The following is a 23,626-nucleotide window of genomic DNA, read 5'->3' on the forward strand; positions in this document are numbered from 1 at the left end:
CCTCGCCCGCCGTACACCGGCAGGCTGGTAGGTGGAATAGGGGTTAGGCCGTGCCGAAGAGATCGAGTTGATCAGATTCGACTGCCTGCTCTTGGAGGCGGGTGATTTCGTGTTCGATTCGAGATCGAGCGATCGCGACGTACTGCTCGTCAATCTCGCAACCGATGAACTGGAAGCCTTCGCGCATTGCGGCCTTGCCGGTGCTACCGGAGCCCATGAACGGGTCAAGGGCAATGCCGCCATTTGGAGTGACCAGGCGCAACAGATACGCCATCAGCACGGTGGGCTTGACTGTGGGGTGGTTGTTGCCACTTGTCTCTGTGGTTGCCACCTTGCGCAGGGTTGTGCCCTGTTGGAATTGTGGTCCCGGGTCCAGCAGGCCTTCGTGTCGATCCGAGCGGCTGGTTTTGGCGCAGTAGAAGAATCGAGCAGCGCTTCCGCTATCCAGACGACGTGCACCGGGCTTCATTTGAAACCCGACGACACCTTCATTCGTGCTTTCCGCGCTCGCCTCAGTTCCGCGCCCTCGCTTCATGTTTCCGTAGCAGTTTTGCCCGGCGCGTTGTGTATCGCTGGTGCTGGCGGCGGCAAGCTGTCCAGGCGCATCAGGAAACGCTGCAATGACCTCTGGGCTACCGTCGTGGATCAGGTTTGCTGGCCACCGGCCGAGATCAGAAGCCTCGGTCGTCCTCGGTAGCTTCCCCGACTTACCCCCGACGAAGTTACCGCCGCGCATATCAACAGTGGTCGGTCGGTCCCAGTTCTTCGCCAAGGCCTCGGCGTCTATGGCTCGCACGCGACACCCATCAATGTTCATGGCACCCGTGCGGTGAACTTGCACGTTTGCGGCGACCGTGCCGGCGAAGGGCTTGCGAGCAACGGTTATTGGCTCCAGCGCCGGCTTCAACGCCGTGCCCCAGCCTTCGTGTTCGCCTTCCAGGTTGTGCGACTTCGGGAAACCTGAACCGTACACCCATGCGATCATGTCGCGGATCTCGAACCCGGCGTCCTCGATGCGTGCCGCCATTCGATGCTGAGTGCGGGTTCCGGCGAAAGCCAGTAGGTGGCCACCTGGTTTGAGTACTCGAAGGCATTCGGTCCACACGTCTACCGCTGGGACATCGTAGTCCCACTTCTTCCCCATGAAGGAAAGGCCGTATGGCGGGTCCGTTACGACGCTGTCGACGCTGTTGTCGGCCATCTGCCTGAGCAGCGCGAGGCAGTCGCCGACCATGATTTGGTAGCTGCTCATCGCCGCGGCCTCTTGTAGCAGTACACGTAGGCGAACCAGGCGAGTGCGATCATGGCGTCACCTTGATGTCGACATCGTCATGAATCCACTCGATGTCGAGCAGGTCCTCTTCATCGATCTGAGCACCGCGCAAATCATCACTGGCCAGCAGTCCCTCAACGTCATCATCGGATGCATCCTCGATCACCTTGCGGAAGTTCACGACCGCTTTCCCGGTCAGCACAATTGTTTTGCTCATGGCGTTACCTTCTGGCCGAGCAGCACATCGCTGACGACCTCCCAAAGTTTGGCCGGTGACCACTGGAACCGGTCGAAGTCCGTATCGGGCTGGATGCCGAACCGGCAGGTAGAGTGGGCGCCGGCCGGGTACTCGCCGCGCTTGGCCATGATCGTGGCCACTCGACCATCACCGCCTGGCTCGGTGCGGTGATATTCGTAGGCCTGGGTGTTGTAGTCGTTGCCGGCGGTGATCCCGTAAGTACCGGCCGGCACCATGTCGGCGCGCCCGTCGGGTGTCCATGGCCGTCCGCCGCCGGCTGTTCGTGCGCCTTCATGCAGGTAAAGCACGAACTCGCCAGCGTCATGACAGACGATTTCGAACGCGTGGTTGAACTGCGTGCCAACGATCACCCGGGAAGTGAAGTTGAAGCGGTGATCGTGGATCGCCGAGTGTTCGAAGCAGGCGCGGCGCGGCAACTCCGGGTGCCAGACATGCAGCCGCTGGTTTCCCTGGAGTTGGACCTGCACAAAGCCTAGGCCGTGCAGGGTGATTTTGTCGGTCATTACGTCATCGATGATCATGAGGCCACCGCCGCGACAGAGAAGTAGAGAGCGCCCCAGAAGCAGGCGCTTACGGTCATTACTTTCAGGAGCATGGCGTCACCTGCTTGATGTTCGACTCGACCCATTTGCGCATGCGCACCCATCGCTGCTCCGGTGTCTCTGCCTGCCAGCTTCCCTCGTCGTTCATGAAAACGATTTCCGAAGCCATGGCGGGGCTGATGCCAAACGCTTCACCAACGGCTTCTCGGTCATCCGGATCGAGCGCTGCCATATCCACGCCGCGCTTTGCCCCAACCACGCCGATGGTGCAGAACTCACCTTCAGCTTCCAGGGAGTCGGCGATCAGGCGCTTGCCCGGCATGGCGTCCAGCGCATCGCGCAGCTCGATCAAGAAGGCCTGCCCGCGCTTGCCCTTGAGTGCTGACTTGACGGCGCCCCTCCAGCAGATCAGATCCCAACCACCGCAATCATCGCTGTATCCGCTGCGGCTCATGACGCGACCCTCCGTGCCCAGTGCACATGCGGACCGTCTTCCGTATCGAAGATGCCGAGCAGAAACCACTCAGGCCCTGGTGACCGAGGGTCCCAGCCAATGCAGTTCGCCTCGCCATTCCAATAGGGGTGGTCGGCCAGATCGATTTCAAGCGAGCCCCAGCTCAGTTGCAGGCCTTGTGCCTTGAGCCATGCGTGATACGGCTCGGGGTCTTCGCTGCCGTCGAACGCTGGAATACAAGGGTGATACCAGTAGCCGTTTTCGTCGCGGACAACTTCAGTAGGACCGAAGCCGGTCTTCGTGCGGTGGACTTCGCAAAGGGTGACTCGGTGAACATCCGAGTACTGCCCGCCGCCACTACTGAAGGCCATAGTGCAGCCGCACTCAGCCGGCTTGCCGTTCACAATGGTGATTTGCTCAGGCGCCTTTCCACTTTCTTCAGGCATGACCGTTCCTTTTCCGCTATAGCGGCTGACTTTGAAGGGGGAGGGAGTAAGGTTTTTGCGGGGAGGAGTACAGATGTACTCCTGCTGGCGTCAGGCAGGTTCTGCGCTGGCGGATAGCTCGCCAATGGCAAGCGTTGCAATCTCGAAAGGCTTTTCGTAAATGGCTGAGACCTTGACCACCTCGTTGAGGGCATCCACGGCGTAGGCCAGCTGTGATTCCAGCTCATCAATCCGCTGGTCCGCTTCGTTCAGGCGCAGCTGCAGGGCGTCACGCTCGGCGCGCACGGTGTCGATCAGATCGAAGTCAGGCTTCGTGCCTATCGGAGGCTTCCACTGCTGACCACCGTTGTACATGTAGCCCATGTGCTGCAAGGTCGCGATGGCAGCCTCGCTGGCCGGGCCGAGATAGTTGATTTTTGGCTCGCTCACTTTGAACCCCTTCAATTGTCCGTACCCGTGTAGGTGCGCCAAGGGACCTTGACGCCGTTGACCAGAAAGCCCCAGTCACCACGCCACTTGCTGGTGATGAACAGGGTGATGACGCCGCCGGGAGATACCTCGTCGATCCGGTGGTACTCGCCGTGCATCAGGCGGGCGGTGTCGCCGGGTTCGCGCCAGTAATCGATATCGCCGTTCCCGCTGTGTCGGCGCTGCTCCTTGTAGAAGCCGCGCAGGATGATCGTCCGCGCATTCCACGGGTGGTCATGCAGATCCCGGTCTTCGTCCGGCCGCATGATGTGGTGGATGCGAAAGGACCACGGGCACCACCAGAGCGCCGGCTTGTGCGTCTCTCGGCTGTACGGGTTGAACAGCCACCAGCGGCCCATGTACATCTCGGCGCCGTCGGCGGACATGATGTGCAGGTAAGGCGTGCGCTTGGCGCGGGCGATGAGCCAGGCGGCAATGGCCGGGCGGGCAAGCAGCTTGGCGACCAGGCGCCAGAAGAGGTTGATCATGCCGCCTCCTTCTGCTGTTCGAGACGCAACGCAGCCTGGACAGCCTCGACAACTCGGCGCAGGTACGTGAATTTGTGGTTTTCTTCGACTGCCTTACCGTCGAGCGGGTAATGCCATTCCTCGCCGAACAAGTCGGACAGCAGCGCGCTTTGATGCCAGCATTCGTTTGAGCTCTCGATGCTGCGCAGTACATCAATGTCATGCCAAAGCTCGCGCGCTTCATCTTTGCTCAGCTCGCCCAGTTCCCATTCGTGGCGCCCGGTCTGTTGCCGACGGCGTTGGACGATGCACTTCTTGGCCAGGGCGTGCAGCGCGTCGCCGCTGAAGACGGTGGGGCTGATGCCGCGATCCAAGCAATTCAGGACGTAGTCCCAGCCGCAGTCAGCGACGAACTCAGCGACGGTGCGCGGCCCCATGCCACCCCAGTAGGCGTTCCAACTGTTGTCCCAGCAGTTGATAGTGATCTTGCCCTGGGCTGTCTGGTAGTTAGGGTCAGATTCGATGGGGCAATCGCGTCGACCGAAGTCCTCGAGGAACACGGTTATCGTGTCAAGCCGCGGCGCGCCGGTGATCACCAGCTTCGTGACTGTCGAGCGCTCAACCTTCAGCGGCTCGGCCGGTTTGTTTTCTGTGGGCATGGGGCGTCCTATGCCGGGTCATGCCCGGGCGGTGGAGTGGGTTACGCCGCGAGGCGCTGGTAAAGTTCGATGATGTCGGCGGCGTTGGCCGCGACCAGTGCTTCGGCTTCGTCAGGGCAGACGCTGTTTCCGATCAGCCGGACCTGGTCCGTCTTGTTGATGTCGCGCCATTCTTCGGCACCGGTCACAGGATCAACGAACAGCCCGCGGTCGATGATGTAATCCTTGTCGAAGCCCTGCGCCGCCTTCAGCTCAGGCGGTTGCAGCATGCGCAGGGTGATGTCCACCAGCACATAGCCGCCGACCATGACCATCTCGGCCGGGTCTTTGAAATGCTCCGGCAGATACTCGTGCATGAAGGCAGCACACCGGCGGGCGCCTTCCATCTGCTCCAGGGTGAGCGTGTCTGGAACCTGCACCACCTCAACCAGTGCCACTCGGTCTTTCGTTGGCAGCGTGTGCATTGGCTCGGTGAGCGAGATGCCGTCCTTTTCGTTGCCGTAGTACTTCACCAGGTAGGCGTTGACCAGTCGCTGATTGGCGCCGGATTGGCAGATGGTGGAGATGGGGTCATAGGCCGAACGGCCATCGCCTTTGTAGTAGCCGCCATTCGCCTGTTCGAAGAACGCTGCCGATACCGCATGGTGCCCGGTGCTGGTAGCCACCACGTTGAGCGGCTCTGTTACCTCAGCTCCGACCGATCCTTTTCGCAGCGTCACCATGTTCGCCGCGGCCAACGCGAAGTGCCCGCCCTTGACCTGGGCAACTTGCGTGCGCAACGGTTCGACCGCGCTGAAGTTACGCTGCGCTGAGCCGTTGGCGCACTCGGTGAGGAATGGCGCTGCTACTGGCTGCACCAGTGCGTGATGAGTACCACCGGCGCTGATGGTTGATAAGGCGTCGTCCACGCCGTGGGTGCTGGTGTGTGATTCCGAAGTACCGCGCATCGGGACAATGAACGGCTTCGTGCTGGTCAGTACATGTCGCCAGCAGCCTTTGGCTACGCGGCGCATTGTGTTCACTGCCATCGGTCGTTCACGGAAGATCGTGCGGCCGAGGTTGCTCCAGTCGATGCACTCCGCGGCGGTGCGCCAAGGTTTTTGTTTGGCGGTCGGCGCCTTGTGGCGTTTCGGCGCTGGCCAGACGATTGACTGGCCATCGCTGCGTGCTATCAGGTACAGGCGCTTCCTGATGGTCGGGGTGCCGGCGTTGGCCGCAATGCGCTCGCGCCACTCGACGTTGTAGCCGAGGCCTCGAACCAGCGCCTCCATCGGCACGAACTCGCCAATGGCCTGCATGATCTCCGGCATGTCCGGGTGATCGGCAGCAAGCCCCGCGCTGATCGCTGAGATAAAAGCTCTGAAAGTGCGCCCGCGCTCGGCCTTGATTGGCTGACCTTCGTCGTCGATTGGCCCCCAGTCGCAGAACTCTTCGACGTTCTCCAAGAAAAGTAGTCGCGACTTGGTGATGAACAGCCAACGAATCACCACCCATGCCAGCCCGCGAACGCCTCGGTCACGCGGCGCCCCGCCTTTCGCCTTGCTGTGATGGCGGCAATCAGGTGATGCCCAGATGATCGCCACTGGTTGGCCGCCGGTTGCTTCCCGAGGATCGACTTCGTACACATCCGCAACGTAGTGAGCTGTTGATGGGTGGTTGGCACGGTGCACGGCCAGGGCGATCGGGTTGTGGTTTACCGCGACATCCGGCTCCCGGTACGCCCGGGCTATGCCGGTGCTGGCACCGCCGCCACCGGCGAACAGGTCCACCACCAGTTCTTTTTCGAACGGCAGGCCCATGCTTGGCTGGCCATGGATGAACTGGGGTAATTTCTGTTGTGCGGACATAGTTGGTCCTCGCCGGGCTATAGTGGCCTGATCATCAAAGGGGGATGGCACATGCGAATAAAATTGGCTGTTGCGGGTGGCTTGATTTTTTGTCTAGCGATTGGTGTGGGGTTGTGGTTGCTTTTTGTGCCCAAGCTTTCAGGCACTGAATTTGTTGCGTTCGTAGTTGCGTTCACAATAATCGGCGGGATAGTTGCTTTCGCGCCAGAAGTTCAGGAGTTCTCAATTGCTGGCAACGTTGTTAAGTTGAGAGAAGTTAAAAACGAAGCATTAAAATCGATTGAGATCCTGAAAAAATCTCAAGCTGAATTATTAAGATTGATGCTGTTCACCAAGCCACTGGTTAGCAGAGGTGAGCCTCTAGAAGAAGGATACTTGGCTATCGATAGAAATTTCTGGGATGTCGTTGCTGAGGCTAAAAGGATTGGCGCAGTTGAAGCCCTTAAGCCTGACCTACTTAAATGTATCGACGTAATGCTTCCTGAATTATACTCGGTCGCAATAGGTATGAATGGCCCTTGGCGTGAGGGCTTTTGGGTGCATAAGAACTTTGCTGATGTAGCTGCAGATATTCTTAATCCACATATGCTCTCCGAGACTTCAAAAGCCCGCGGGCAACAAGACGAGTCAATTTACAATAAGTTCGCAAGAGCTCGGGTTGCGGAGATGAAAGATTTGTACGTATTAAAGGATGACTTATCCAAATAAGTGTTCATCTCTCTAGTGTCAACTTTCTATACCGGTTCTGGCGAACTCCTTTAGCTGTCGTGACTGCTTTTCCGTAACCACGATTTCAGGTCGCGACATGTTTGCGAATTGACCGGACTCATAGGCCGTTGCGCCGGCGAGGTTGATCAGGAAGGTAGAGACCGTCTCTTGCCATTCCTCGAAATCGTGCCGCTCGCCCAGCACATCAAGTGCATCAGCGAGCGCTTTCGACACAATCAGCGTGCGCTTCTCGGCGCCGATCCGATCCAGCAGGGCTTTCTCCTTGGCGCGCTTGTCCTTCTGCAGCTCTGCATTGCTCTTGGCCATGGCCTGCCTCTTCAATTCCGTGGGCCGGTAGATCCAGCCATGTCTGTCGTCGGCGCTGGCGCACCTGGTTGCTGAGCCGCTTCATGAAGTGAACTTGAATCCGTTTTCGCGAGCGATGAGGCGGGCGCGCTTGGCTTCCATGCCGCATTCTTTCGCTGCCTTGGCGATTGGCGTTCCAGCCTCGGCCAGCTCCTTCAGCCTGGGCGCGATCTTGTCCCGCTCGGCGCGCAGCTTGTTGCCGTGGGTGGTGGTACCGAAAGCCGGGGCATCGGCACTGACGCCCCGGGCGATCTGCTGCACGGTCTTGCCGGAGCCGAAGAACTGTTCCAGCTTCTGGTTCAGGCCCTCGATGATCGAGTCTCGCGGGTTGGGCATTGGTACGCCGATCATTTGTCCCACCCATCGATGTTCACCTTCGCACCGTCTGCTCGCGCTTCCAGCACCTGCGCCAGGTTGATCGCCGCCTTCCAACTGAAGCGGAACCCCTTCACTTTGCCGGTGGCCCGCTCGATGACGTGATAGGCGTTATCGCCCTTGGTGACGACCTGGAAGCGAACGGCGCTAACCGGTGCCTCTTTGCCGATCATTGAATAGAACTCGGCAGTGTCCGCTGTTGCGCGGATGTGCAGGGCAATGTTGCCTTCGACGCGCGCTTGCATGGATGGATGCATTTGCATGGCTGATCCCTCGGTGTGGGGTTGCGTGTATTCGTCAGAACTCGGCCGGTCTGCTGGTTGCCGTTGGGCGCAGGGGAGAGTGCTCACGAATAAACGCTGGGCAAAAGAAAGGCCCGTGGACGTTCGGGCCTTTCACAGATGCAGCAATCGTTGGGCTCTGGTCTATTTCATGATGGTCATCCTCCAATGCGCGCCGTTGGCATCTGGCGGGCGCTCGCCGGTCTCTGGTTTGTTGCATGCAGGTGGCCGGTATAAGCCGGGGTTTCGTCCGCATCCCGCTGCACCCTGTCGCCAAGGTGCAGCAGTGATGCTCATTCAGCCTGGAGCGCTTCGATGGCCTGCCGGTATTCGGCGGCGTTGGTGCGATTGTTTGCCGCGTCTTCGTGCTGGCCCTCGCGATCCTGAATCGCTGCGTTGTTCTCGCAGTTGGAGGCGTGGATTTCGAGCTGGGCTATTGCTGCTGAGTGCTTCATGGATCGTTCCTCTCGGTCGTTTTCCCAATGCACCCGGCAAGCCAGGTGCATCAGTGAAACTGTCCGTCCTATTGCCGCCGGAGGGGCGGGGCGCATTGCTTGCCGGGTCATTCACACGGTTTTGGCGTTTCGCCATCGGGCAGCCGTACAAGGTTTTCCCTGTCGTTGGCAGGCTTTCGGGCCTGTCTGCTCGCCGGTCGCCGGTAGAGGCAATGCGGTCTGTTGTTTGTTGCGCTGACTGTTAAAGAGCGGTGGTGCTGCGCAGTGTCTGTGTTCGCTGCGATGGATGTAATTTAGAAAACTAAACAAAAACCGTCAACACTTATTTTAAGAAAACTTAACAAGGCTGTGAAATTCCGTCTCTGCCAAATTGGAAAAGATCAAGGCTTACGATTTAAAAAATGCTGGCGTATGCTCCGTAATAACTGGATATGCATACAGCATTAGGAGGCGGACATGGCGAAGGCAAAGAAGACAGAAAAGCCGGCAGTGCGGCATGAAGTGAGCGGAATTGAGCGCCTCGGCCTGCGCGTATCGTCGATGATCAATCACCCGGTAGCGCAGATTCAGCGCTGGGTGACGATCCATCGCCTGGACACTGATGGGGATCGGGAGTGGGAGGAGGTGATGGGGCTGCTAAGCGAGACGGATGGCATAGACATGACGTTCAACGACGATGAGTCGGTGACGCTGAAGTGGGAGGCAAGTGCCGAAGAAGATCGGCCGGTTGAGACTGCGGAGCAGGTTGAGGAGCCCGCGCCTTTTTGATTACCCGTAAAAAAGCCCGCTCAATGGCGGGCTTAGCTCAAGCTTCAGTGATGAAGAGCCTGTGCAGTTCGCCGTCTTTAAACACTGGTCGTGCTCTCACCTTTAATGGGTCATGGCGATTTAGGGCTCGGGTGTAAGGGTTGTTTGGCTGAGTCAGAGCGACATCGTTAATCTTTCCATGATATGTGCCAGCGTATCCTTCGATCTCGACTCGGCACACCCCGCTATCTACGCTAAGAGAATAAATTCTAGTCACCACGTAGTCACCCGGATCTCCAACAACAACGTCCCCGTCTGACCGGATCGCAAGTGCTTCAGGCTCGGAAATCACTACAGGATGCTCGGAGTCGGAAAATTGCGTTATCTGGTTACAGCTCTTGCCGACCGGGGCGAGCGCCGCTCTCATAGGCGATTTCGCAGCTTCAATCAGCCCAGGAATCGAGACCATCATTTTCTCGTGAAGACTGGCAAGATTGTCATTCGCCTTTATCAACCCATTGGCCAAAAGTGTATTCAGCTCAGAAGACGACTTCGCCTGTTCCTTGATGACGTCGACCAATTCTTTCACGTTAGATGTCCCCGACAGCGCTTCTTTGATGTGTCCCATCACCTTCGCCACCAGCCAGTCGAAAGCCTTTTTATAGACGTCGTTAAATGCTGGGTATTGATGAGTAAGTGCTGTAAGTATAACCAGTGTTGAGTCGAATGAACCCTCCCTTGGAGGTGCCGAAAAGCACCGTAGGTCAGATTGTTTTTTTCCAGAAAGGACTTCGCCGTGAAGACAGTAATGACTGACTAGCCGATACAGGCGCCCGGACCCGTCAACTGATCGAGCGTACTGAGCAGAGTCAAGCAGGTGCCTGTCTGCGTCTCCCCCGTCATACTTGACATCCATGTGTCCGGCTACACCGGTCATCGCATCCCATTTCATCTTTTCTTCCTTGAGGCGCCAGGTTCTAGACCTTGGATTATTGGGGGCGGGGTTAGTTTGGGCAGCAATTCGGCCAGGGGCAACTAAACAAGGTGCGCGTTCCACACCAGCAGCACCCGGGCCTGGATGTGCGTGTCTTCCGCCCTGATTGTTTGCGGTGGATGTCGCGGGTTGTCAGAGAGCATCGTGATCTGCTCGTCGCCTAGCCACTGGAGCCGCTTGATATAGAGGTGGCCGTCCCAAGAGAACATGTAGATCCCATCCCCTGAGAACTCGCGAACGCTCACGTCTACCAAGAGCGGGTCGCGGTGCTTGATCGTGGGCGCCATCGATTGGCCCCAGCCCGTCACCATCTTCAGGTGGAAATGCTCTTTGAACTCAACACCCATCTCGCGCAGGTGCTGGGGACTAACGCGCACGTCCTGAAACATCTCAGGGTAGTCGTGCGGGATCTGTCCACCGCCCATGGCAGCGCGCACGTCGTAGTGGGCGATCCACACTTCATCGCCAACAGCGCCCGGGCGGTAATAGTCGAGATCTATTACACCACCGCCATCGTCGGCCTCAGCTGCCGCAAGCAAACGTTGACGCGCAGCCTCGGGTAGAGACTTCCCTTGTTTTGCGAGCATCTGTTTGACCATGTCAGCGGCAGATGCGCCTGTATCCAATCGGCTTTCGGACGAGGAAACGCCTGGCGAACCGGTTCCTTCCGATAGCCAGTCAGGCGAGCAATCAAGTGCGCGTGCCAGGGAAAGCAAGTTTTTACCCTTTGCACCGTTTGTTCCGCTCACCCAAAAGCTGACCGTGGCCTTTGACACGCCAGTCAGCTTGCTGATGTCTGTAGCGCTGAGGTTCAGCTCCCTCATGCGCGCGGTCACGCGATCTTTGAATTCCATATTTAGGATTCTAAACATTTCATTGTTTAGATAACTTGCCTTGTATTGTTAAGAACTCTAAACTCGACGAAGACAATGGAGACAAACCCATGACCTACGACGAAGCCCTGAAACATTTTCGCACCGGCCGCGCTATCGGGGACGCCCTTCGCGTGACTGGTAGCCGGGTATCGCAATGCCGTACAGCGGGCGGGTTTTCTTACCCAATGCAGTGCGTTCTGGAGAAAGAGTCAGGCGGCGCGCTGGTTGCTCGGCGCGAAGACGATCCGGCCCAAGCGCTCAACGACACGGCCGCCTAACTCGCTGAACAAATGATCGCTCAAGCCCTGCAAGGGCTCCACGGAAACAAATTTGAGGTTTTACGAATGGAAGATTTCTTGAGGGCTTGCCACACCACCGTCAAGGAAAGCGGGGCAGAGGAACTGGCGGGGAAAATGTGCATGGCGCACGTGAGCCTGCTTCAGCGCTCGAATCCGGACAACGCCGCGCATCACCTGACCATTGAGCATTTGTTCGGCGTGCTGCTTCACACCCAAGACATGCGCCCGTTGATCGCGCTCGCCGACCAATTCGGTTTCGACCTGGTGGCTCGCGAGAAGCCAGTCGCTAAGCCGCTGATGGTCGCGCTGGGTCATCTCTCCGCTGAGTGCGGCGACGTGGGTCGATTGATTTTCGATGCCGCCGCTGACAACCACATCAGCCAGCACGAAAAAGCCCAGGGCGAGAAAGCAATCCTAGAAGCGATTGACGCGCTGCAGGTCATGCGCGAATCGCTGAAGGCTGCCTGAACGGCAGGCACAAAAAAGCCGGGCTGCAACCCGGCTCTTTCAAAACGATAAAACACTTGAGGGGCCATTATGAACACGATCGTCGCTCCAAGCAATACGGTCACCATGTCGAGTCGAGAGATCGCCGATCTCACCGGCAAGCAACATCAGCACGTCATGCGCGACACGAAGCGCATGCTTGGCGACCTCGGTTTCGATGCGTCCACTTTTGGACGCATCTATCACGATGGTCTGAACCGTCAGCAAACCGAGTACGTGCTCGGGCAGGACCTGGTCATTACGTTGCTTTCCGGGTACAGCGCGCCGCTTCGATACCGTGTCGTGACACGTTTGCACGAACTCGAAAACGTGTCACGACAGGTTGTCACGATCCCACAAACTCTTCCTGAAGCTCTGCGGTTCGCCGCCTTGCAAGCCGAAGAGAATCTCCAGCTTCAGCAGGTCATCGCCAAGCAGGCCCCGAAAGTCGAAGCGCTCCAGCGCTTGGCCAAATCCCACGGCGACGTCTGCATCACCACTGCTGCCCAGCTTCTTGGCATTCGCCCAACTAATCTTTTCGCCTGGCTGAACCAGAACCGCTGGATTCATCGCCGTACCGCTCATTCGAGCTGGGTCGCGTACCAGCCGCGCCTGAACACCGGCTGGCTCAAGCACAAGCTGGTCAAGGTCGGCGGTGGGGAAGGGCAGGACATCAAGGTAGTCGAGCAAGTGATGGTGACCCGTTCGGGCATCGTCACGCTGGCTGAACAACTTCAAGGAATCACGCTGTGAGCGTTCAAGCAATGTCCTGGGCGCTCTCTCTGCCCATCCAATCCCTGAAAGACTCGAGCGCGCGTCACGTGCTGCTGTGCTTGGCCAACTACGCCGGTTCGAACGGTGCCGGGGCATTCCCGTCTGCTTCGACCCTGGCTCAAGACACCGGCCTGTCCGAGCGCACCGTGCGTTACAAGCTGGATGACTTGGAGAAGTCCGGACTGATCCAGAAGGGCAATCAGGCTATCGCCGCTGTGCACATTGACCGTCATGACCGCCGCCCAGTTGTTTACGACCTTCAACTATCGCGGGGTGCAAATCCTGCACCCCGTACAAAACGGGGTGCAGATGACGCAACGGGGTGCAACTCACAACAGAACGGGGTGCAGCCTGGAACAGAACGGGGTGCAGAGGCTGCACCCAATACATCAATTAACCATCAAGGAACCGAAGAGCAGCAGCAGCGCGAGATTGCTGACGTGATTGCTGGGCAGGATCAGGCCGCCATCGAGGAGCTAGATCACCGCCAACGCTTCGCCATGTTCGCCGAGTGGGCGTTTCCGGAAAGCTACATGACGACGCAGCTGAAGATCGCTTGCCTCCCGGCAGACTCGATCACTGATGAACTGCTCGCAGGTTTCAAAGGTTTCTTCGTCGCCAAGTCATCGACCGTCGATACCGCTGCTGGCTGGTGCTACCGACTGGCCAACTGGATCAAGCGTGATCGCGTCAAGACTGCCGGTTCCGCTTCTGCTGATGGCCCAGATGAGTTTGACGACGAAGACACCCAATGGATGAATGGGGGTTCGAAATGAGAACTGTCTCCATGGTAGCGGCCCAGGCCATGACCAAGGTTCACCACGGTGATTTCATCGAAACGGACACCGAGTTGTTGGTTCAGGCCCAGAAGAATCAGGCCCACGAAACGGGCAAAGTGATCAACCAATTGTTTCGCCAACTGCGTTCAATCCGGACCGCGTGGCATCAAGCATGGCCCGATGCCAAGGCCTACAAGGAATCGAAAGCGACCTGGTTGCAGGCATTCATCGAGAACGGCATCTGCACCCAGGAGCAGATCGATATCGGTCTGATCCGTTGCCGCGCCGAGCCTTCCGACTTCATCCCGAGCGTGGGCAAATTCATTCAAGGCTGCGTGCCTGCGCCGGAGATGCTCAACCCGCCGTTGCCGAGCGTGGAAGCGGCGTACAAGCAGGCCCTTCGCAACTGTCACCCAACGATGCATGGTGTTGCGAAATGGTTTCACCCGGCCGTCTACCACGCGACCGCCGCCGCCGGGTTCAACAGCCTGCCACTGCTCAGTCGGGAACTTGGCCTGATCAGTTTCGAGAAGCGTTATCTGGAACAGGTCCGCAAGGTCTGGATGGGCGAGCAACTCGGCCCGGTTCCGGTAGCGGAGTTGGCCGGCCCGGCGCCGGAACGCACCCCTGAAGTTGGTAATCAAGCACTGGCCGAACTTCGTGCAATGCGTGCGCGAGGTGTTGCCCGTGGCTGATTCCCGCCTTGCGCCGACCAACCCTGCTGATTACCGCTTTGCCGTGCACTGTTGCGGATACAAGTGGGAGCTGACCGATAAGCCCGACCGCGCAGTCGCGCTGTTCGAGCATTCATCGGCAGCGTTGAAATTCGGCCAAACGATGTGGCCGTCCACCTACGAAGTTATCGACGTCGTCACGGGGGAGCGGGTATGCGCGTGACCTCGAAGAAACTCCGCGCCTCGGCCAATGGCCAGGACTGCACTGTCCGCACGCCAGGCGCTTGCAACTTCGACCCGGCCACGACGGTGCTCGCTCACCTGCCATGCGGCCAAAAAGGCATGGGCATGAAGGGCTTCGACACTGTCGCCGTTTACGCGTGCAGCGGGTGCCACGACGTCATCGACGGCCGCGCCGCCGGCGATATCGATTGGCAGGACATGCCGCGCGCCATCGCCGAAACACATGAGGCCCTGATCCGGGCCGGAATACTGACCGTGAAGGGGGCTGCATGATCGACCCAATGACTTTGCTCGTCCTGATGATTCTTGCCTGCTGGGTACTCCGCGAGTTGTGCGGTGTTATTGATCGCCGGCAACGCCGGGCGCGGGGTGACCGCCGATGAAAGCCTTCACCCCAAAGCTGTTCAAGCAGGCAGCCCCGCGCGCCAAGTCCGTCGACCGCGAAGGCCTTGAGCAGGCTGCACTCATGGCCGAACTCCGTGCCCGCATGCCGGCCGTTGCTGACCTGATCTATCACGTTCCGAATGGCGGGCACCGGCACAAGGCCGTGGCGGCGAAACTGAAGCAGCAGGGGGTGGTGGCCGGTATTCCTGATCTGGTGCTGACCATGGCGCGCGGTGGCTACTTCGGCCTGTACATCGAGTTCAAGGCCACGCCGCCGAACGATGCCGCCATCTCGACCAGCCAGCACGAGCGCATTCGCAAACTAAACGAGCAGGGCTATTTGGCGGTGGTGTGCCGTGGACACTTCGACGCAATGGAGCAGATCCGAGCCTACCTGCGACTCGCACCGACAGTGGTGGCCGCATGAGCCATAACTTCAAGCCGGGCGACCCAGCGCTAACGTTGGTCAATGATCGCGACCTTCCGGCGATGTCTGAAGTAGTGCTTCTATCCCGGTTCGAGAAGGGGGAGTACATCGGATTCGCTTTCCATGCGCCAACGGCTGGCTGGTTCGTGCGTCATGCGGCGGCGATCGATCCTCTGCCGTTCGGAGAGGCGGAGCTGATGCCTCTGCGCGGCGACTTCGCTCCAGAGCAGCAGAAGTCTCGCGAGGTGATCGCATGACCACCGCCGCCGTGAAGATCACCGACGCCGAAATAAAACGGCAGGCCGCCGGCACCGTGCGCGACCTGCGTGACATCGAGAACCGTGGCCTGTACCTGCGTTTTGCCAAGGATCGGGCCCGGGCGTCGTGGTACCTGGTGCTAAAGGGGAAATGGAACCTCGTCGGCAACTTCCCTGACCTCAATACCAAGCAGGTGGTCGCGGCGCTGCCGGCGATTCGCCTTCGCCTCGATGCCGGCGCCGGCTCCAACCTGTCGAAGTGGGTCACTACTGGCGAGCTGCTGGATTGGTACGCCGACCGGATGGCCCGCGACCGTAGCCTCTCGAGCAAGCGCAAAAAGACCGGTGCTTCACTGATCAAGTGCCACCTCAAGCCACTGTTGGGTGGCGTGCCGTTGGCGTCCATCGACAAGGCTACACTCGACGACCAGTTCATGTGGCCGGCGCAGGAAACCATCGGCATCGATTACGTGCGCTCGGCGTTCCAGTTGCTGGCCCTGGCATTCCGTCAGGCGTTCAAGCTTCGGCTGATCGCGGTCAGCCCGATGAAGGACGTCAAGTTCAGCGACTTCTCCAAGGCCAAGGTGGGCGTGAAGCCTTCACGGCTTCGGGTGACCCAGCTTCAGGACCTAATAGCCCTGCTGCGTGATGCCATGGCCAGCGCGCCGGCTGACGCCATGCTCGCCCTAATGATGCTGTGCCACGGCACCCGCATTGGCGAGACCCGGCAAGCCCAGTGGTCGCACATCAGCCTGGCTGAGCGGGAGTGGTTCATCCCGGCCAAGAACACCAAGACCGGTGTCGAGCACCATTTGCCGCTGACTGACCAGGTGCGCCAGATGCTGGTGGCGTATCGCGAAACCCAGTGGGCGAACGGCTATGACGGTCAGTTCCTGTTCCCCTCTCGCAACGGCAAGGCGCTCAGCGAAGGCCAAGCCTGCGCCGTGTTCACCCGGTTAGGGCAGGGCGAGTGGACCAGTCACGACCTGCGCAAGGTGGCCCGCACCGGTTGGGCGGATATCGGTGTCGACCACCTGATCGGTGAACTGCTGATCAACCATGCCATGGGCCACAACGTGAAGGTGTACATCCAATCGGACGTGATGGCTCGCAAGCGTGAGGCGCTGGAACGATGGTGTGCGTATCTAGATGCGAAGGGCTTCAAGCGTATTCACGCGTTGACCGGCTTTAGAACGGGAGATTCTGGTAATGCCCCAGAAGCCACGCAACACAAGGCCTGCGAGGCCCTTCAAGAATCAACCATAGGCGAGGTTTAAAAATGATGAAAAAGCAGCATGGCCCCGCCCTTGTGCGCAGTTTGATACCGATGACCGAGTGCCCATCGTGTGCCGGGAAGGGGTTGATCAAGGGTCTGCTTCATGAGCTCGATTGCATCGGCTGTCATTCATCCGGCTTCGTTCATGCCCAGACCCTGGAGCCGCTGTTGATCGAAGACTTGGTGGTCCAGCTTGGTCGGATGGTTCGCCGGGAGCGGAACCAGCTGAGCAGCACGCCGGGCGTTGGTGGAGCCCAGGGCCAATACGAACAGAGCAACCGCCGCGGTGCCGGCGGATCGAACTACACAGGGGATTGAGCGATGGGCATCTATAAAGACGTGATGGGCACCCTGGTACGCGTACTGGCCGCCGACAACATCGACAACAGCACCAAGCAGTCATGGCAGAAGCTGATCGATGCCGACCTTCGACAGGGCGGTACCGGCAGCTCCATCTCCGTGCGTGACAAGTTCGATTACGACTGCTGCCTGCATGCGCTGCTGCACAAACACCTGGCCCCTGCTCAGTGGGACGTATTGGTCGCCAAGTACTCGACTCACAAAGGCAACAAGGTCGCTTCAATCGGCCGCCTCATCAGCCGGATTCAATCGCCAGCGCCGCAGCTGTTCATCTATAAGGCGGTGACGGCCTGGGCGATCCCAAAGCTGAAGGGTGTTCAGGTTGCGCCGCGCGGAGGTCGGGAAGTGGTGTCCCGCAGCCTTCGGGAAGACCTGGAGCACAATGCAGTCGGCAAGATGATCGCTTCTGGCTGGAAGACTGAGGTGAAGGTCGAGCGCGGCCAGTACGTGAAGAGATCAACCGACATGATCGTGCTGCCGGCCGACTTCTACGACATGAACACTTGGGATCTTGAGGGCAAGCCAGAGTCGACTCGCCGCCGCTGGAAGACGGGCATTGCGCGCTGCCTTGAGCGCCTCGAAGAGCAGGCAGTGGTGCATGCGACCGAGATATTCGATCGGGAGGAAATCTTCATTGATGCCGCTTGACTGTAGTGGCGCTTTGATCGTAAATTAACCCCATCATGTCGATCTTGCGCGTTATGAGAGACGACACATTAAGCCCAGCCCACCGCTGGGCTTTTTGCTTTATGCAGATGAGTGCGCAGGCTGATGCGCAGAGAGCGGGATCAGCTTTGATGGTGGACCGACAGACCAACGCGTAGACAAGGCAAGCCGGAGACCAGCACCGGCCATCTGCACCAATTTCAAGCCTCGGCAATTGCCGGGGCTTTTTCGTTTTCGGCTCCACCACACCCACCGCTCCGAGCTGGGAGTGCTGCTGGGGCCGAATCTATTGCGTTCCCTTGGCCGCCACCTGTCGGCCCTTTTTATTCTCTGGTGCTGCCCATGACTGAAGTGTCGCGCATTGCTGACAGCACGGTATTCAAGGTCGTGGTGCCTGTGCTGCAAACCATCCTGTCTGGTGCTGCCATTGGCGCCTTTATGTACGTGACCGGGTCGCTGACCTCGATTCAGGCGACGCTGAGCAACTACCAGACAAGCCAAGCACTACTGACCCAGCGTATCGACTCGCTGGAGCGCTCCAGGGATTCCACGGACAAGTTCGTCGACACCCTGCGCACGACGGCCATGCGCCAAGAAATGCAGCAAGCTCAATTCGTCGAGAGCCTCAAAGGGCTCGCACAGATGGGTAGGCCACCAAAATGAAGCGCCTGTTGATCGTCCTCATGCTGCTCACCGGTTGCGCGCAGAAAGAAACGATCCAGGAGCCGCCTCAGGCTCACCGCACAACCGTCTACCGCTACACGAATGAATCCTGCGAACCAGCAGAACCCGACAACGAACAACTGCGCCAGGCACTGAAGAGTCGCGACCAATGGAAGCGATACGCCGAGCGGCTTGAAAAACTACCTGGAGCAAAGATCAAATGAAACTCATCGACAACTGGAAGCAAGCTCTGAGCATGACCAGCGTTCAGGCCGGCGGCGCCATTGCTGCATTGGGTGTGGCTGAGCAGCTGATGCCATCACTACAGGCCGTGCTGCCTCCGATGGCTTACGGCGTCCTCGGCTTGCTGGTGATGATCGCTCGGGTGATCTTGCAGCCGAAGCTGACCAAGTAACTGAATCCGCGACACGTTTCGCGAGCAATCAAATTGTGTCGCGACACTGGAGAGAGCCATGAAATTTCGCAAGAAGCCGGTAGTTATCGAGGCGATCACGTTTGAAGAGCTGGTCGCGCACGGAGTAGCCAATGGCGGAAACATCGTCAACGGGATGCCGTGGTCCTTCCAGTACAAGGGGCACGGAGTAACGCACGAAAACGACAACTGCTACCTGATCCCGACTCTGGAAGGCGTGTTTCGGTTTGATCGGGGCGACATGCTGATCACCGGCGTCCAGGGCGAGATCTACCCTTGCAAGCCGGATATCTTCGCGATGACCTACGAAACGGCAGAGTGACCAAGAAGAACTGGTCAGTCACAACCCCAGGCTACAAGCCATTCCCAATGCTGACCCTCGATCGGGCGCTCAGTCACGCTGAGGCACTGGCCTGGGCTCGGTCGATCTGGCCGCTATGCACAGTCGAATGATGTCAGGAGGCTGGTGATGACCAGGCTTGAAAGCTTTCACCACTATAACGATGGCCGAGGCAAGCGCCGGGTCTACGTCAATGGAAATGAGATCGATCGCGTCGTCTGGTGTGACACCTCGATGGGCATTGCCGTGTTCTCACCTTATCCATTCCGACTCAACGGTAAGCGTGACGGGGTCTACACCCGCCGACTGCGCGGTGTTGTGACTGTTGAAAGGGTTGATTGATGGCCTGCGGTGGATGCGCTGACCGACGCGAATGGATCAAGAAGTGGAGCAAGGTTGCATATGAGCGAGCATCTCAGTTGCTTGGAAAGCCTGCTGACCCAGGTGCTGGCCGAGCAAAAGCAGCAGACGGTGATCCTCAACAGGATGGCCGAGCAGCAACTGCTACTGATCCAGGCCCTGGCTGATGATGGTGATGAAGATCCTGATGCGATGCCGTCGACCTACATGGATGGCACACCATGCCGCTGAGACCGCAGAAGCCGTGCAATGCCCAGGGCTGCAACGTCCTGACTCGCAACCCTCGATACTGTGAGGCTCATGCGGATGTGGGCAAGCAGTTCGAGGTGAAGCAGCGAGAGAAGCAGCGAGAGACCAGCAGTCAGCGTGGCTACAGCTACAAGTGGCAGCAGGCCCGCAAGTCCTACCTGGCCAAGCACCCGCTGTGCGCTGAGTGCGAGCGTCAGGGCTTGGTAGTGGTTGCCACTGACCTCGACCACATCATCCCGCACAAAGGCGACAAGGATGCGTTCTGGGTCAGGTCCAACTGGCAAGGCCTGTGCCGCCCATGCCACAGCCGCAAGACAGCGGCCGAGGACGGCGGATGGGGCAACGCGGTGCGGCAGGGCGCGGAAAACCCGGGCAAATGATCGAAATGAGAACGAATCGCACGGATTTTGACCAAAAATGGTCGAAAATGACCGAAATGAGAGGAATTCTCGTTCAGGGGGGGGGAGGGTCGAAAGTCTGGGCCTTTTGGCTCCTAGACCGCGCCCTCAATCGTTTTCTTACACCCGCGAAATTAAAAATTCAGGAGTTGCGCGATGGGAGGCACCGCCACGGTCGCCGGCCGTGGTCGCAAACCCAAGCCAACGGCCAAGAAAGCATTGGCTGGAAACCCTGGCAAGCGTGCGCTGAACACCGCCGAGCCTCAGTTTTCCAAGATCACCCAGATAGACCCGCCCGAGTGGTTCAGCCCTCGGGCCGCCACCATGTGGAACATGATTGTTCCCGAGCTACTGCGCGAAAACGTAGTCGCAATCACGGATCTACATAACGTCGAAGCTTTCTGCACCGCATATGACAACTGGCGAATGGCTCAGGAGTCGATCACGGCGCACGGCATTGTCGTGTCCGGTGCCACTGGCGGGCCGATGAAGAATCCTGCGTTGACCGCGGCGAACGAGACGATGCGCCAGATGGTGACGTTCGGGTCGATGCTGGGTCTGGATCCGGCCAGCCGCACGCGCCTGATAGGTGGCAATAAGGAGAAAGAAACCAACGAATTCGCCAAACTACTGAGTAGCTGATGACCAAATCTGCCCACCCTAACGTCGACAAGGCGACGGCGTGGGGTCGGTCATTGCTTCGTGGAAAGGTCCCGGCTTGCCGTTACATCCACCAGGCGGTGCAGCGCCACTTCGACGACCTGGCCGCGAGTCGAAAGCGCGGGTTCCGTTTCAAGTTTGACCCGAGCAAGGCGGAGAAGAAGCTCAAGCTGATGCAGCTCCTGCCACATACAAAGGGCGAGTGGGCATTCAAGCGTCAGCTGATCAGCCTGGAACCTTGGCAATTATTCGGCCTGGCCGTCACGTTTGGTTGGGTCAAAAAGAAAGGTGGTCACCGCCGCTTCCGTGAAAGCTACTGGGAAGTGCCTCGAAAGAACGGCAAATCGGTTGTCGCGGGCGGCGTGGGCATCAGCATGTTCGTCGCCGACGGCGAGTTCGGTGCCGAAGTGTATGCCGGTGCGACCACCGAGAAGCAGGCGTGGGAGGTTTTCCGTCCCGCCAAGCTCATGGTCAGCAAGTCACCGATGCTGATTCAGGCTGCGGGCATCGAGGTCAACGCCTCGAACATGAACATCCCGTCCGACTTCAGCCGCTTCGAACCACTTATTGGCAACCCAGGCGACGGCGCATCACCCAGCTGCGCGATCGTCGACGAATACCACGAACACCCAACGTCGGCCCAGTACGACACCATGCTCACCGGTATGGGCGCACGCCGGCAACCGCTGATGTTCATCATCACCACCGCCGGTGCCGATATCGAAGGGCCTTGCTACGACAAGCGCCGGCAGGTCGTGGAGATGCTGGCCGGTACCGTACCTGACGAAGAATTGTTCGGCTGGATCTGGACGCTCGACGAGGGCGACGATTGGACCGATCCGAAGATGCTGGCCAAGGCCAACCCCAACCACGGGGTTTCGGTGTTCCAAGAGTATCTGGAGAGCCAGCAGGCCAGGGCAATACGTTCTGCGCGGTTCGCAAACACCTTCAAAACTAAGCACCTAAACCTCTGGGTGAGTGCAAAGTCTGGCTTTTTCAACATGGAAGACTGGAGATCTTGCGAAGACACCACTCTCACGCTCGAGCAGTTCGAGGGGCAGGAGTGGATTGCAGGCTTCGACTTGGCGCGCAAGCTGGATATGAACTCAAGGGCGCGCCTGTTTTGGCGTGTCATCGATGGCAAGACCCATTACTACAGCGTGGCCCCGAAGTTCTGGGTGCCCTATGACACCGCGTACGACAGCGACAACAAGCGCATGTCAGAACGATTCCAAGCGTGGATCAACTCCAAGCACCTGGAGATAACCGATGGCGCCGAGATCGATTACCGCGAAATCTTCGAAGACACCAAGGAAGCCAATCATCAGGCGCCGGTCCGCGAGTGCCCGATTGACCCTCACGGCGCAACCGGCCTCAGTCACGATCTTGACGACGAGGGCTTCAGCCCGATCACGATCACGCAGAACTACACCAACATGTCCGATCCCATGAAGGAGCTTGAGGCGGCTATTACCGCCGGCCGGTTCCATCACGACGGGCACCCGATCATGACCTGGTGTATCGCCAACGTGATTGGCAAGAACATGCCTGGCAACGACGATGTCGTGCGGCCCATCAAGCAGGGCGACGACAACAAGATCGATGGCGCCGTCGCGCTGATCATGGCAATCGGCAGGGCGCTAATTCTGGCCAACGACAACAGCGGCAACATCAGCGACTTCTTTTCGAAACCAATCATTGTTGGATAACTCACCCATGGATACAGGCCTGATCCTCTTCATCGTGGCGGCCGCGGCCGCGCTGTGCCTGTTCGTCGCCGGCGTCTTTGTTCTGGCTGGTGTTGGATGGTCCCTCATTGCTGGAGCGTGTTCGTTCTTGGCGACGGCGGGATTCATTCGCAAGGGGCTGACCAGTGAATAAACCTCTCAAGTCTGTGCTACGCCAGGCGCTGTTCAAGTCAGCAGAGCCGGGTCTGGTTAAGTCCTCCCTGGCAGGCTGGGTGGGCAGACGCATTGGCCTGGGTGACGCGGCTTTCTGGAATGGCTATTACGGCACCGATTCAGCTTCAGGAAAAACAGTAAGCCAACAAACGGCGCTACAGCTTTCGACGGTTTGGGCCTGTGTACGTCTCATTGCCGAGACGTTGGCTACGCTCCCGATCGCGCTCTACGAGGACAAAAACGGTGTTCCGGAGGTGGCAACGTCGCACCCCGTCCACCGAGTCATCAGCCAGCAGCCAAACGCAGATCAAACGCCAGTCGAATTCTGGGAGTGCGTGGCCGCCAGCCTGTTGTTGAGCGGTAACAGCTTCAATCAGCCCCACCTGTCGGGGCGTGATGTTTCTTCTCTGGAGTTCATCTTGCCGCAGTCTGTATCCCCGCCCCGGCGGACGAGCAGCGGCGCGATTGAGTACCGGTTCGTCGACAGCGAAGGGAAAAGCCACACGCTGATCGATGAACAGATGATGCATACCCGGGGTTTCGGAACCGATCCCATGTGCGGATTGAGTCCGCTTGCGTTGGGCCGCAACGTGTTCGGTGCTGCGATGGCTGCCGATGAGTCGGCCAGCAAAATGTTCGCCAACGGGATGAAACTCGGTGGCGTGCTTTCCACAGACCAGATCCTCAACAAGGCTCAGCGCGAAGATATCCGCGAGGACATGGCGGCGAAGTTTGCCGGCGCGGTGAATACCGGAAAGACGATGGTCCTGGAAGCTGGCAT

The 23,626-nt window shown here is 58.8% G+C and carries 40 protein-coding genes; 25 read left to right on the forward strand and 15 right to left on the reverse strand.

What is annotated here, in order from left to right; translation table 11 throughout:
• Positions 1-43: 43 nt before the first annotated feature.
• From AC1ROI_RS11730 to AC1ROI_RS11770, 9 genes are all read right to left on the reverse strand, one after another.
• Entirely contained in the window at positions 44-1,252 is a 1,209-nt protein-coding gene (locus tag AC1ROI_RS11730; protein ID WP_102595160.1) for a DNA-methyltransferase, read from the reverse strand.
• A 49-nt stretch (positions 1,253-1,301) separates the two neighbouring features.
• Positions 1,302-1,490 carry a hypothetical protein gene (locus AC1ROI_RS11735; protein ID WP_102595161.1) on the reverse strand — a complete coding sequence of 63 codons (189 nt, stop codon included), beginning with the start codon at positions 1,488-1,490 and terminating at the stop codon, positions 1,302-1,304.
• Positions 1,487-2,053, reverse strand: a complete 567-nt coding sequence (locus tag AC1ROI_RS11740; protein ID WP_102595162.1) for a hypothetical protein — start codon at positions 2,051-2,053, stop codon at positions 1,487-1,489. The genes AC1ROI_RS11735 and AC1ROI_RS11740 overlap by 4 nt, the downstream gene beginning before the upstream one ends.
• Positions 2,054-2,117: 64 nt before the next feature.
• Positions 2,118-2,528, reverse strand: a complete 411-nt coding sequence (locus tag AC1ROI_RS11745) for a hypothetical protein (RefSeq protein ID WP_102595163.1) — start codon at positions 2,526-2,528, stop codon at positions 2,118-2,120.
• Positions 2,525-2,974, reverse strand: coding sequence for a hypothetical protein (locus tag AC1ROI_RS11750; protein WP_256580166.1), 450 nt, complete (start codon positions 2,972-2,974; stop codon positions 2,525-2,527). Before AC1ROI_RS11750 ends, AC1ROI_RS11745 begins: the two co-directional genes overlap by 4 nt.
• A 90-nt stretch (positions 2,975-3,064) precedes the next feature.
• Positions 3,065-3,403 (reverse strand): hypothetical protein, encoded by a 339-nt coding sequence (locus tag AC1ROI_RS11755; RefSeq protein ID WP_102595164.1) that lies wholly within the window; start codon positions 3,401-3,403, stop codon positions 3,065-3,067.
• A gap of 11 nt (positions 3,404-3,414) precedes the next feature.
• Positions 3,415-3,930, reverse strand: a complete 516-nt coding sequence (locus AC1ROI_RS11760; protein WP_102595165.1) for a hypothetical protein — start codon at positions 3,928-3,930, stop codon at positions 3,415-3,417.
• Positions 3,927-4,568: a phiTE_072 family protein gene (locus AC1ROI_RS11765; RefSeq protein ID WP_102595166.1), complete on the reverse strand. Its 642-nt coding sequence runs from the start codon at positions 4,566-4,568 to the stop codon at positions 3,927-3,929. Before AC1ROI_RS11765 ends, AC1ROI_RS11760 begins: the two co-directional genes overlap by 4 nt.
• A gap of 41 nt (positions 4,569-4,609) precedes the next feature.
• A complete protein-coding gene (locus tag AC1ROI_RS11770; RefSeq protein WP_102595167.1) occupies positions 4,610-6,415 on the reverse strand; it encodes a DNA cytosine methyltransferase in 1,806 nt (601 codons plus the stop codon).
• A 51-nt stretch (positions 6,416-6,466) separates the two neighbouring features.
• Between AC1ROI_RS11770 and AC1ROI_RS11775 the strand changes: the two genes are divergently transcribed.
• Positions 6,467-7,123 (forward strand): hypothetical protein, encoded by a 657-nt coding sequence (locus tag AC1ROI_RS11775; RefSeq protein ID WP_102595168.1) that lies wholly within the window; start codon positions 6,467-6,469, stop codon positions 7,121-7,123.
• An 18-nt stretch (positions 7,124-7,141) separates the two neighbouring features.
• On the opposite strand, the gene AC1ROI_RS11780 is transcribed toward AC1ROI_RS11775, so the two are convergent.
• The 4 genes from AC1ROI_RS11780 to AC1ROI_RS11795 form a co-directional block, all read right to left on the reverse strand.
• The gene (locus AC1ROI_RS11780; RefSeq protein WP_102595169.1) at positions 7,142-7,450 is read right to left on the reverse strand and encodes a hypothetical protein; all 309 of its coding nucleotides are present in this window, start codon (positions 7,448-7,450) and stop codon (positions 7,142-7,144) included.
• A gap of 81 nt (positions 7,451-7,531) precedes the next feature.
• Entirely contained in the window at positions 7,532-7,840 is a 309-nt protein-coding gene (locus AC1ROI_RS11785) for a hypothetical protein (RefSeq protein WP_102595170.1), read from the reverse strand.
• Entirely contained in the window at positions 7,837-8,127 is a 291-nt protein-coding gene (locus AC1ROI_RS11790) for a hypothetical protein (RefSeq protein ID WP_256580165.1), read from the reverse strand. Before AC1ROI_RS11790 ends, AC1ROI_RS11785 begins: the two co-directional genes overlap by 4 nt.
• Positions 8,128-8,438: 311 nt before the next feature.
• A complete protein-coding gene (locus tag AC1ROI_RS11795; RefSeq protein ID WP_156375896.1) occupies positions 8,439-8,600 on the reverse strand; it encodes a hypothetical protein in 162 nt (53 codons plus the stop codon).
• A 456-nt stretch (positions 8,601-9,056) separates the two neighbouring features.
• Between AC1ROI_RS11795 and AC1ROI_RS11800 the strand changes: the two genes are divergently transcribed.
• Positions 9,057-9,368: a DUF1654 domain-containing protein gene (locus tag AC1ROI_RS11800; RefSeq protein ID WP_102595171.1), complete on the forward strand. Its 312-nt coding sequence runs from the start codon at positions 9,057-9,059 to the stop codon at positions 9,366-9,368.
• 37 nt (positions 9,369-9,405) lie between these two features.
• On the opposite strand, the gene AC1ROI_RS11805 is transcribed toward AC1ROI_RS11800, so the two are convergent.
• Together AC1ROI_RS11805 and AC1ROI_RS11810 are read right to left on the reverse strand one after the other, a co-directional pair.
• Positions 9,406-10,299, reverse strand: coding sequence for a DUF7946 domain-containing protein (locus AC1ROI_RS11805; protein ID WP_102595172.1), 894 nt, complete (start codon positions 10,297-10,299; stop codon positions 9,406-9,408).
• A gap of 83 nt (positions 10,300-10,382) precedes the next feature.
• Positions 10,383-11,195, reverse strand: coding sequence for a S24 family peptidase (locus tag AC1ROI_RS11810; protein ID WP_102595192.1), 813 nt, complete (start codon positions 11,193-11,195; stop codon positions 10,383-10,385).
• Positions 11,196-11,284: 89 nt separating this feature from the next.
• Here AC1ROI_RS11810 and AC1ROI_RS11815 point away from each other — a divergent pair, with 89 nt between their 5' ends.
• The 23 genes from AC1ROI_RS11815 to AC1ROI_RS11925 all read left to right on the forward strand — a co-directional run.
• Positions 11,285-11,494 carry a hypothetical protein gene (locus AC1ROI_RS11815; RefSeq protein WP_030130831.1) on the forward strand — a complete coding sequence of 70 codons (210 nt, stop codon included), beginning with the start codon at positions 11,285-11,287 and terminating at the stop codon, positions 11,492-11,494.
• 66 nt (positions 11,495-11,560) lie between these two features.
• Positions 11,561-11,983 (forward strand): phage regulatory CII family protein, encoded by a 423-nt coding sequence (locus tag AC1ROI_RS11820; RefSeq protein ID WP_102595173.1) that lies wholly within the window; start codon positions 11,561-11,563, stop codon positions 11,981-11,983.
• Between the two features lie 69 nt (positions 11,984-12,052).
• Positions 12,053-12,754, forward strand: coding sequence for a phage antirepressor KilAC domain-containing protein (locus AC1ROI_RS11825; protein ID WP_102595174.1), 702 nt, complete (start codon positions 12,053-12,055; stop codon positions 12,752-12,754).
• 11 nt (positions 12,755-12,765) lie between these two features.
• Positions 12,766-13,551: a helix-turn-helix domain-containing protein gene (locus AC1ROI_RS11830; RefSeq protein WP_102595193.1), complete on the forward strand. Its 786-nt coding sequence runs from the start codon at positions 12,766-12,768 to the stop codon at positions 13,549-13,551.
• On the forward strand, positions 13,548-14,249 hold the full coding sequence (locus tag AC1ROI_RS11835; protein WP_102595175.1) for a replication protein P: 702 nt from the start codon (positions 13,548-13,550) through the stop codon (positions 14,247-14,249). The genes AC1ROI_RS11830 and AC1ROI_RS11835 overlap by 4 nt, the downstream gene beginning before the upstream one ends.
• Positions 14,242-14,451, forward strand: a complete 210-nt coding sequence (locus tag AC1ROI_RS11840; RefSeq protein WP_102595194.1) for a hypothetical protein — start codon at positions 14,242-14,244, stop codon at positions 14,449-14,451. The genes AC1ROI_RS11835 and AC1ROI_RS11840 overlap by 8 nt, the downstream gene beginning before the upstream one ends.
• Positions 14,442-14,744, forward strand: coding sequence for a nuclease domain-containing protein (locus AC1ROI_RS11845; RefSeq protein ID WP_102595176.1), 303 nt, complete (start codon positions 14,442-14,444; stop codon positions 14,742-14,744). Before AC1ROI_RS11840 ends, AC1ROI_RS11845 begins: the two co-directional genes overlap by 10 nt.
• Before the next feature lie 106 nt (positions 14,745-14,850).
• Entirely contained in the window at positions 14,851-15,282 is a 432-nt protein-coding gene (locus AC1ROI_RS11850; RefSeq protein WP_102595177.1) for a VRR-NUC domain-containing protein, read from the forward strand.
• Positions 15,279-15,539, forward strand: a complete 261-nt coding sequence (locus AC1ROI_RS11855) for a hypothetical protein (protein ID WP_102595178.1) — start codon at positions 15,279-15,281, stop codon at positions 15,537-15,539. The genes AC1ROI_RS11850 and AC1ROI_RS11855 overlap by 4 nt, the downstream gene beginning before the upstream one ends.
• The gene (locus tag AC1ROI_RS11860; RefSeq protein WP_102595179.1) at positions 15,536-16,816 is read left to right on the forward strand and encodes a tyrosine-type recombinase/integrase; all 1,281 of its coding nucleotides are present in this window, start codon (positions 15,536-15,538) and stop codon (positions 16,814-16,816) included. The genes AC1ROI_RS11855 and AC1ROI_RS11860 overlap by 4 nt, the downstream gene beginning before the upstream one ends.
• A gap of 5 nt (positions 16,817-16,821) precedes the next feature.
• A complete protein-coding gene (locus tag AC1ROI_RS11865; protein ID WP_146012978.1) occupies positions 16,822-17,133 on the forward strand; it encodes a hypothetical protein in 312 nt (103 codons plus the stop codon).
• Between the two features lie 3 nt (positions 17,134-17,136).
• Positions 17,137-17,823, forward strand: a complete 687-nt coding sequence (locus AC1ROI_RS11870) for a hypothetical protein (protein WP_102595181.1) — start codon at positions 17,137-17,139, stop codon at positions 17,821-17,823.
• 360 nt (positions 17,824-18,183) lie between these two features.
• Positions 18,184-18,504, forward strand: a complete 321-nt coding sequence (locus AC1ROI_RS11875; protein ID WP_102595182.1) for a hypothetical protein — start codon at positions 18,184-18,186, stop codon at positions 18,502-18,504.
• Positions 18,501-18,728 (forward strand): hypothetical protein, encoded by a 228-nt coding sequence (locus tag AC1ROI_RS11880; RefSeq protein WP_102595183.1) that lies wholly within the window; start codon positions 18,501-18,503, stop codon positions 18,726-18,728. The genes AC1ROI_RS11875 and AC1ROI_RS11880 overlap by 4 nt, the downstream gene beginning before the upstream one ends.
• Positions 18,725-18,919, forward strand: coding sequence for a DUF7940 domain-containing protein (locus AC1ROI_RS11885; RefSeq protein ID WP_102595184.1), 195 nt, complete (start codon positions 18,725-18,727; stop codon positions 18,917-18,919). The genes AC1ROI_RS11880 and AC1ROI_RS11885 overlap by 4 nt, the downstream gene beginning before the upstream one ends.
• 58 nt (positions 18,920-18,977) lie before the next feature.
• Entirely contained in the window at positions 18,978-19,259 is a 282-nt protein-coding gene (locus AC1ROI_RS11890) for a hypothetical protein (protein WP_102595185.1), read from the forward strand.
• A gap of 147 nt (positions 19,260-19,406) precedes the next feature.
• Positions 19,407-19,619 carry a hypothetical protein gene (locus tag AC1ROI_RS11895; RefSeq protein WP_102595186.1) on the forward strand — a complete coding sequence of 71 codons (213 nt, stop codon included), beginning with the start codon at positions 19,407-19,409 and terminating at the stop codon, positions 19,617-19,619.
• Positions 19,620-19,679: 60 nt separating this feature from the next.
• The gene (locus AC1ROI_RS11900) at positions 19,680-19,868 is read left to right on the forward strand and encodes a hypothetical protein (protein WP_102595187.1); all 189 of its coding nucleotides are present in this window, start codon (positions 19,680-19,682) and stop codon (positions 19,866-19,868) included.
• Positions 19,859-20,266 (forward strand): HNH endonuclease, encoded by a 408-nt coding sequence (locus tag AC1ROI_RS11905; RefSeq protein ID WP_102595188.1) that lies wholly within the window; start codon positions 19,859-19,861, stop codon positions 20,264-20,266. The genes AC1ROI_RS11900 and AC1ROI_RS11905 overlap by 10 nt, the downstream gene beginning before the upstream one ends.
• A gap of 174 nt (positions 20,267-20,440) precedes the next feature.
• On the forward strand, positions 20,441-20,926 hold the full coding sequence (locus AC1ROI_RS11910) for a phage terminase small subunit P27 family (RefSeq protein WP_102595904.1): 486 nt from the start codon (positions 20,441-20,443) through the stop codon (positions 20,924-20,926).
• Positions 20,926-22,653: a terminase large subunit gene (locus AC1ROI_RS11915; RefSeq protein WP_102595903.1), complete on the forward strand. Its 1,728-nt coding sequence runs from the start codon at positions 20,926-20,928 to the stop codon at positions 22,651-22,653. Before AC1ROI_RS11910 ends, AC1ROI_RS11915 begins: the two co-directional genes overlap by 1 nt.
• A gap of 7 nt (positions 22,654-22,660) precedes the next feature.
• Positions 22,661-22,825, forward strand: coding sequence for a hypothetical protein (locus AC1ROI_RS11920; RefSeq protein WP_172962134.1), 165 nt, complete (start codon positions 22,661-22,663; stop codon positions 22,823-22,825).
• Positions 22,818-23,626: phage portal protein (locus tag AC1ROI_RS11925; RefSeq protein ID WP_492572145.1), on the forward strand; the 809-nt coding region annotated here is incomplete at its 3' end. The genes AC1ROI_RS11920 and AC1ROI_RS11925, both read left to right, overlap by 8 nt.

Source organism: Pseudomonas sp. GW823-FHT02C02 (assembly GCF_058797635.1).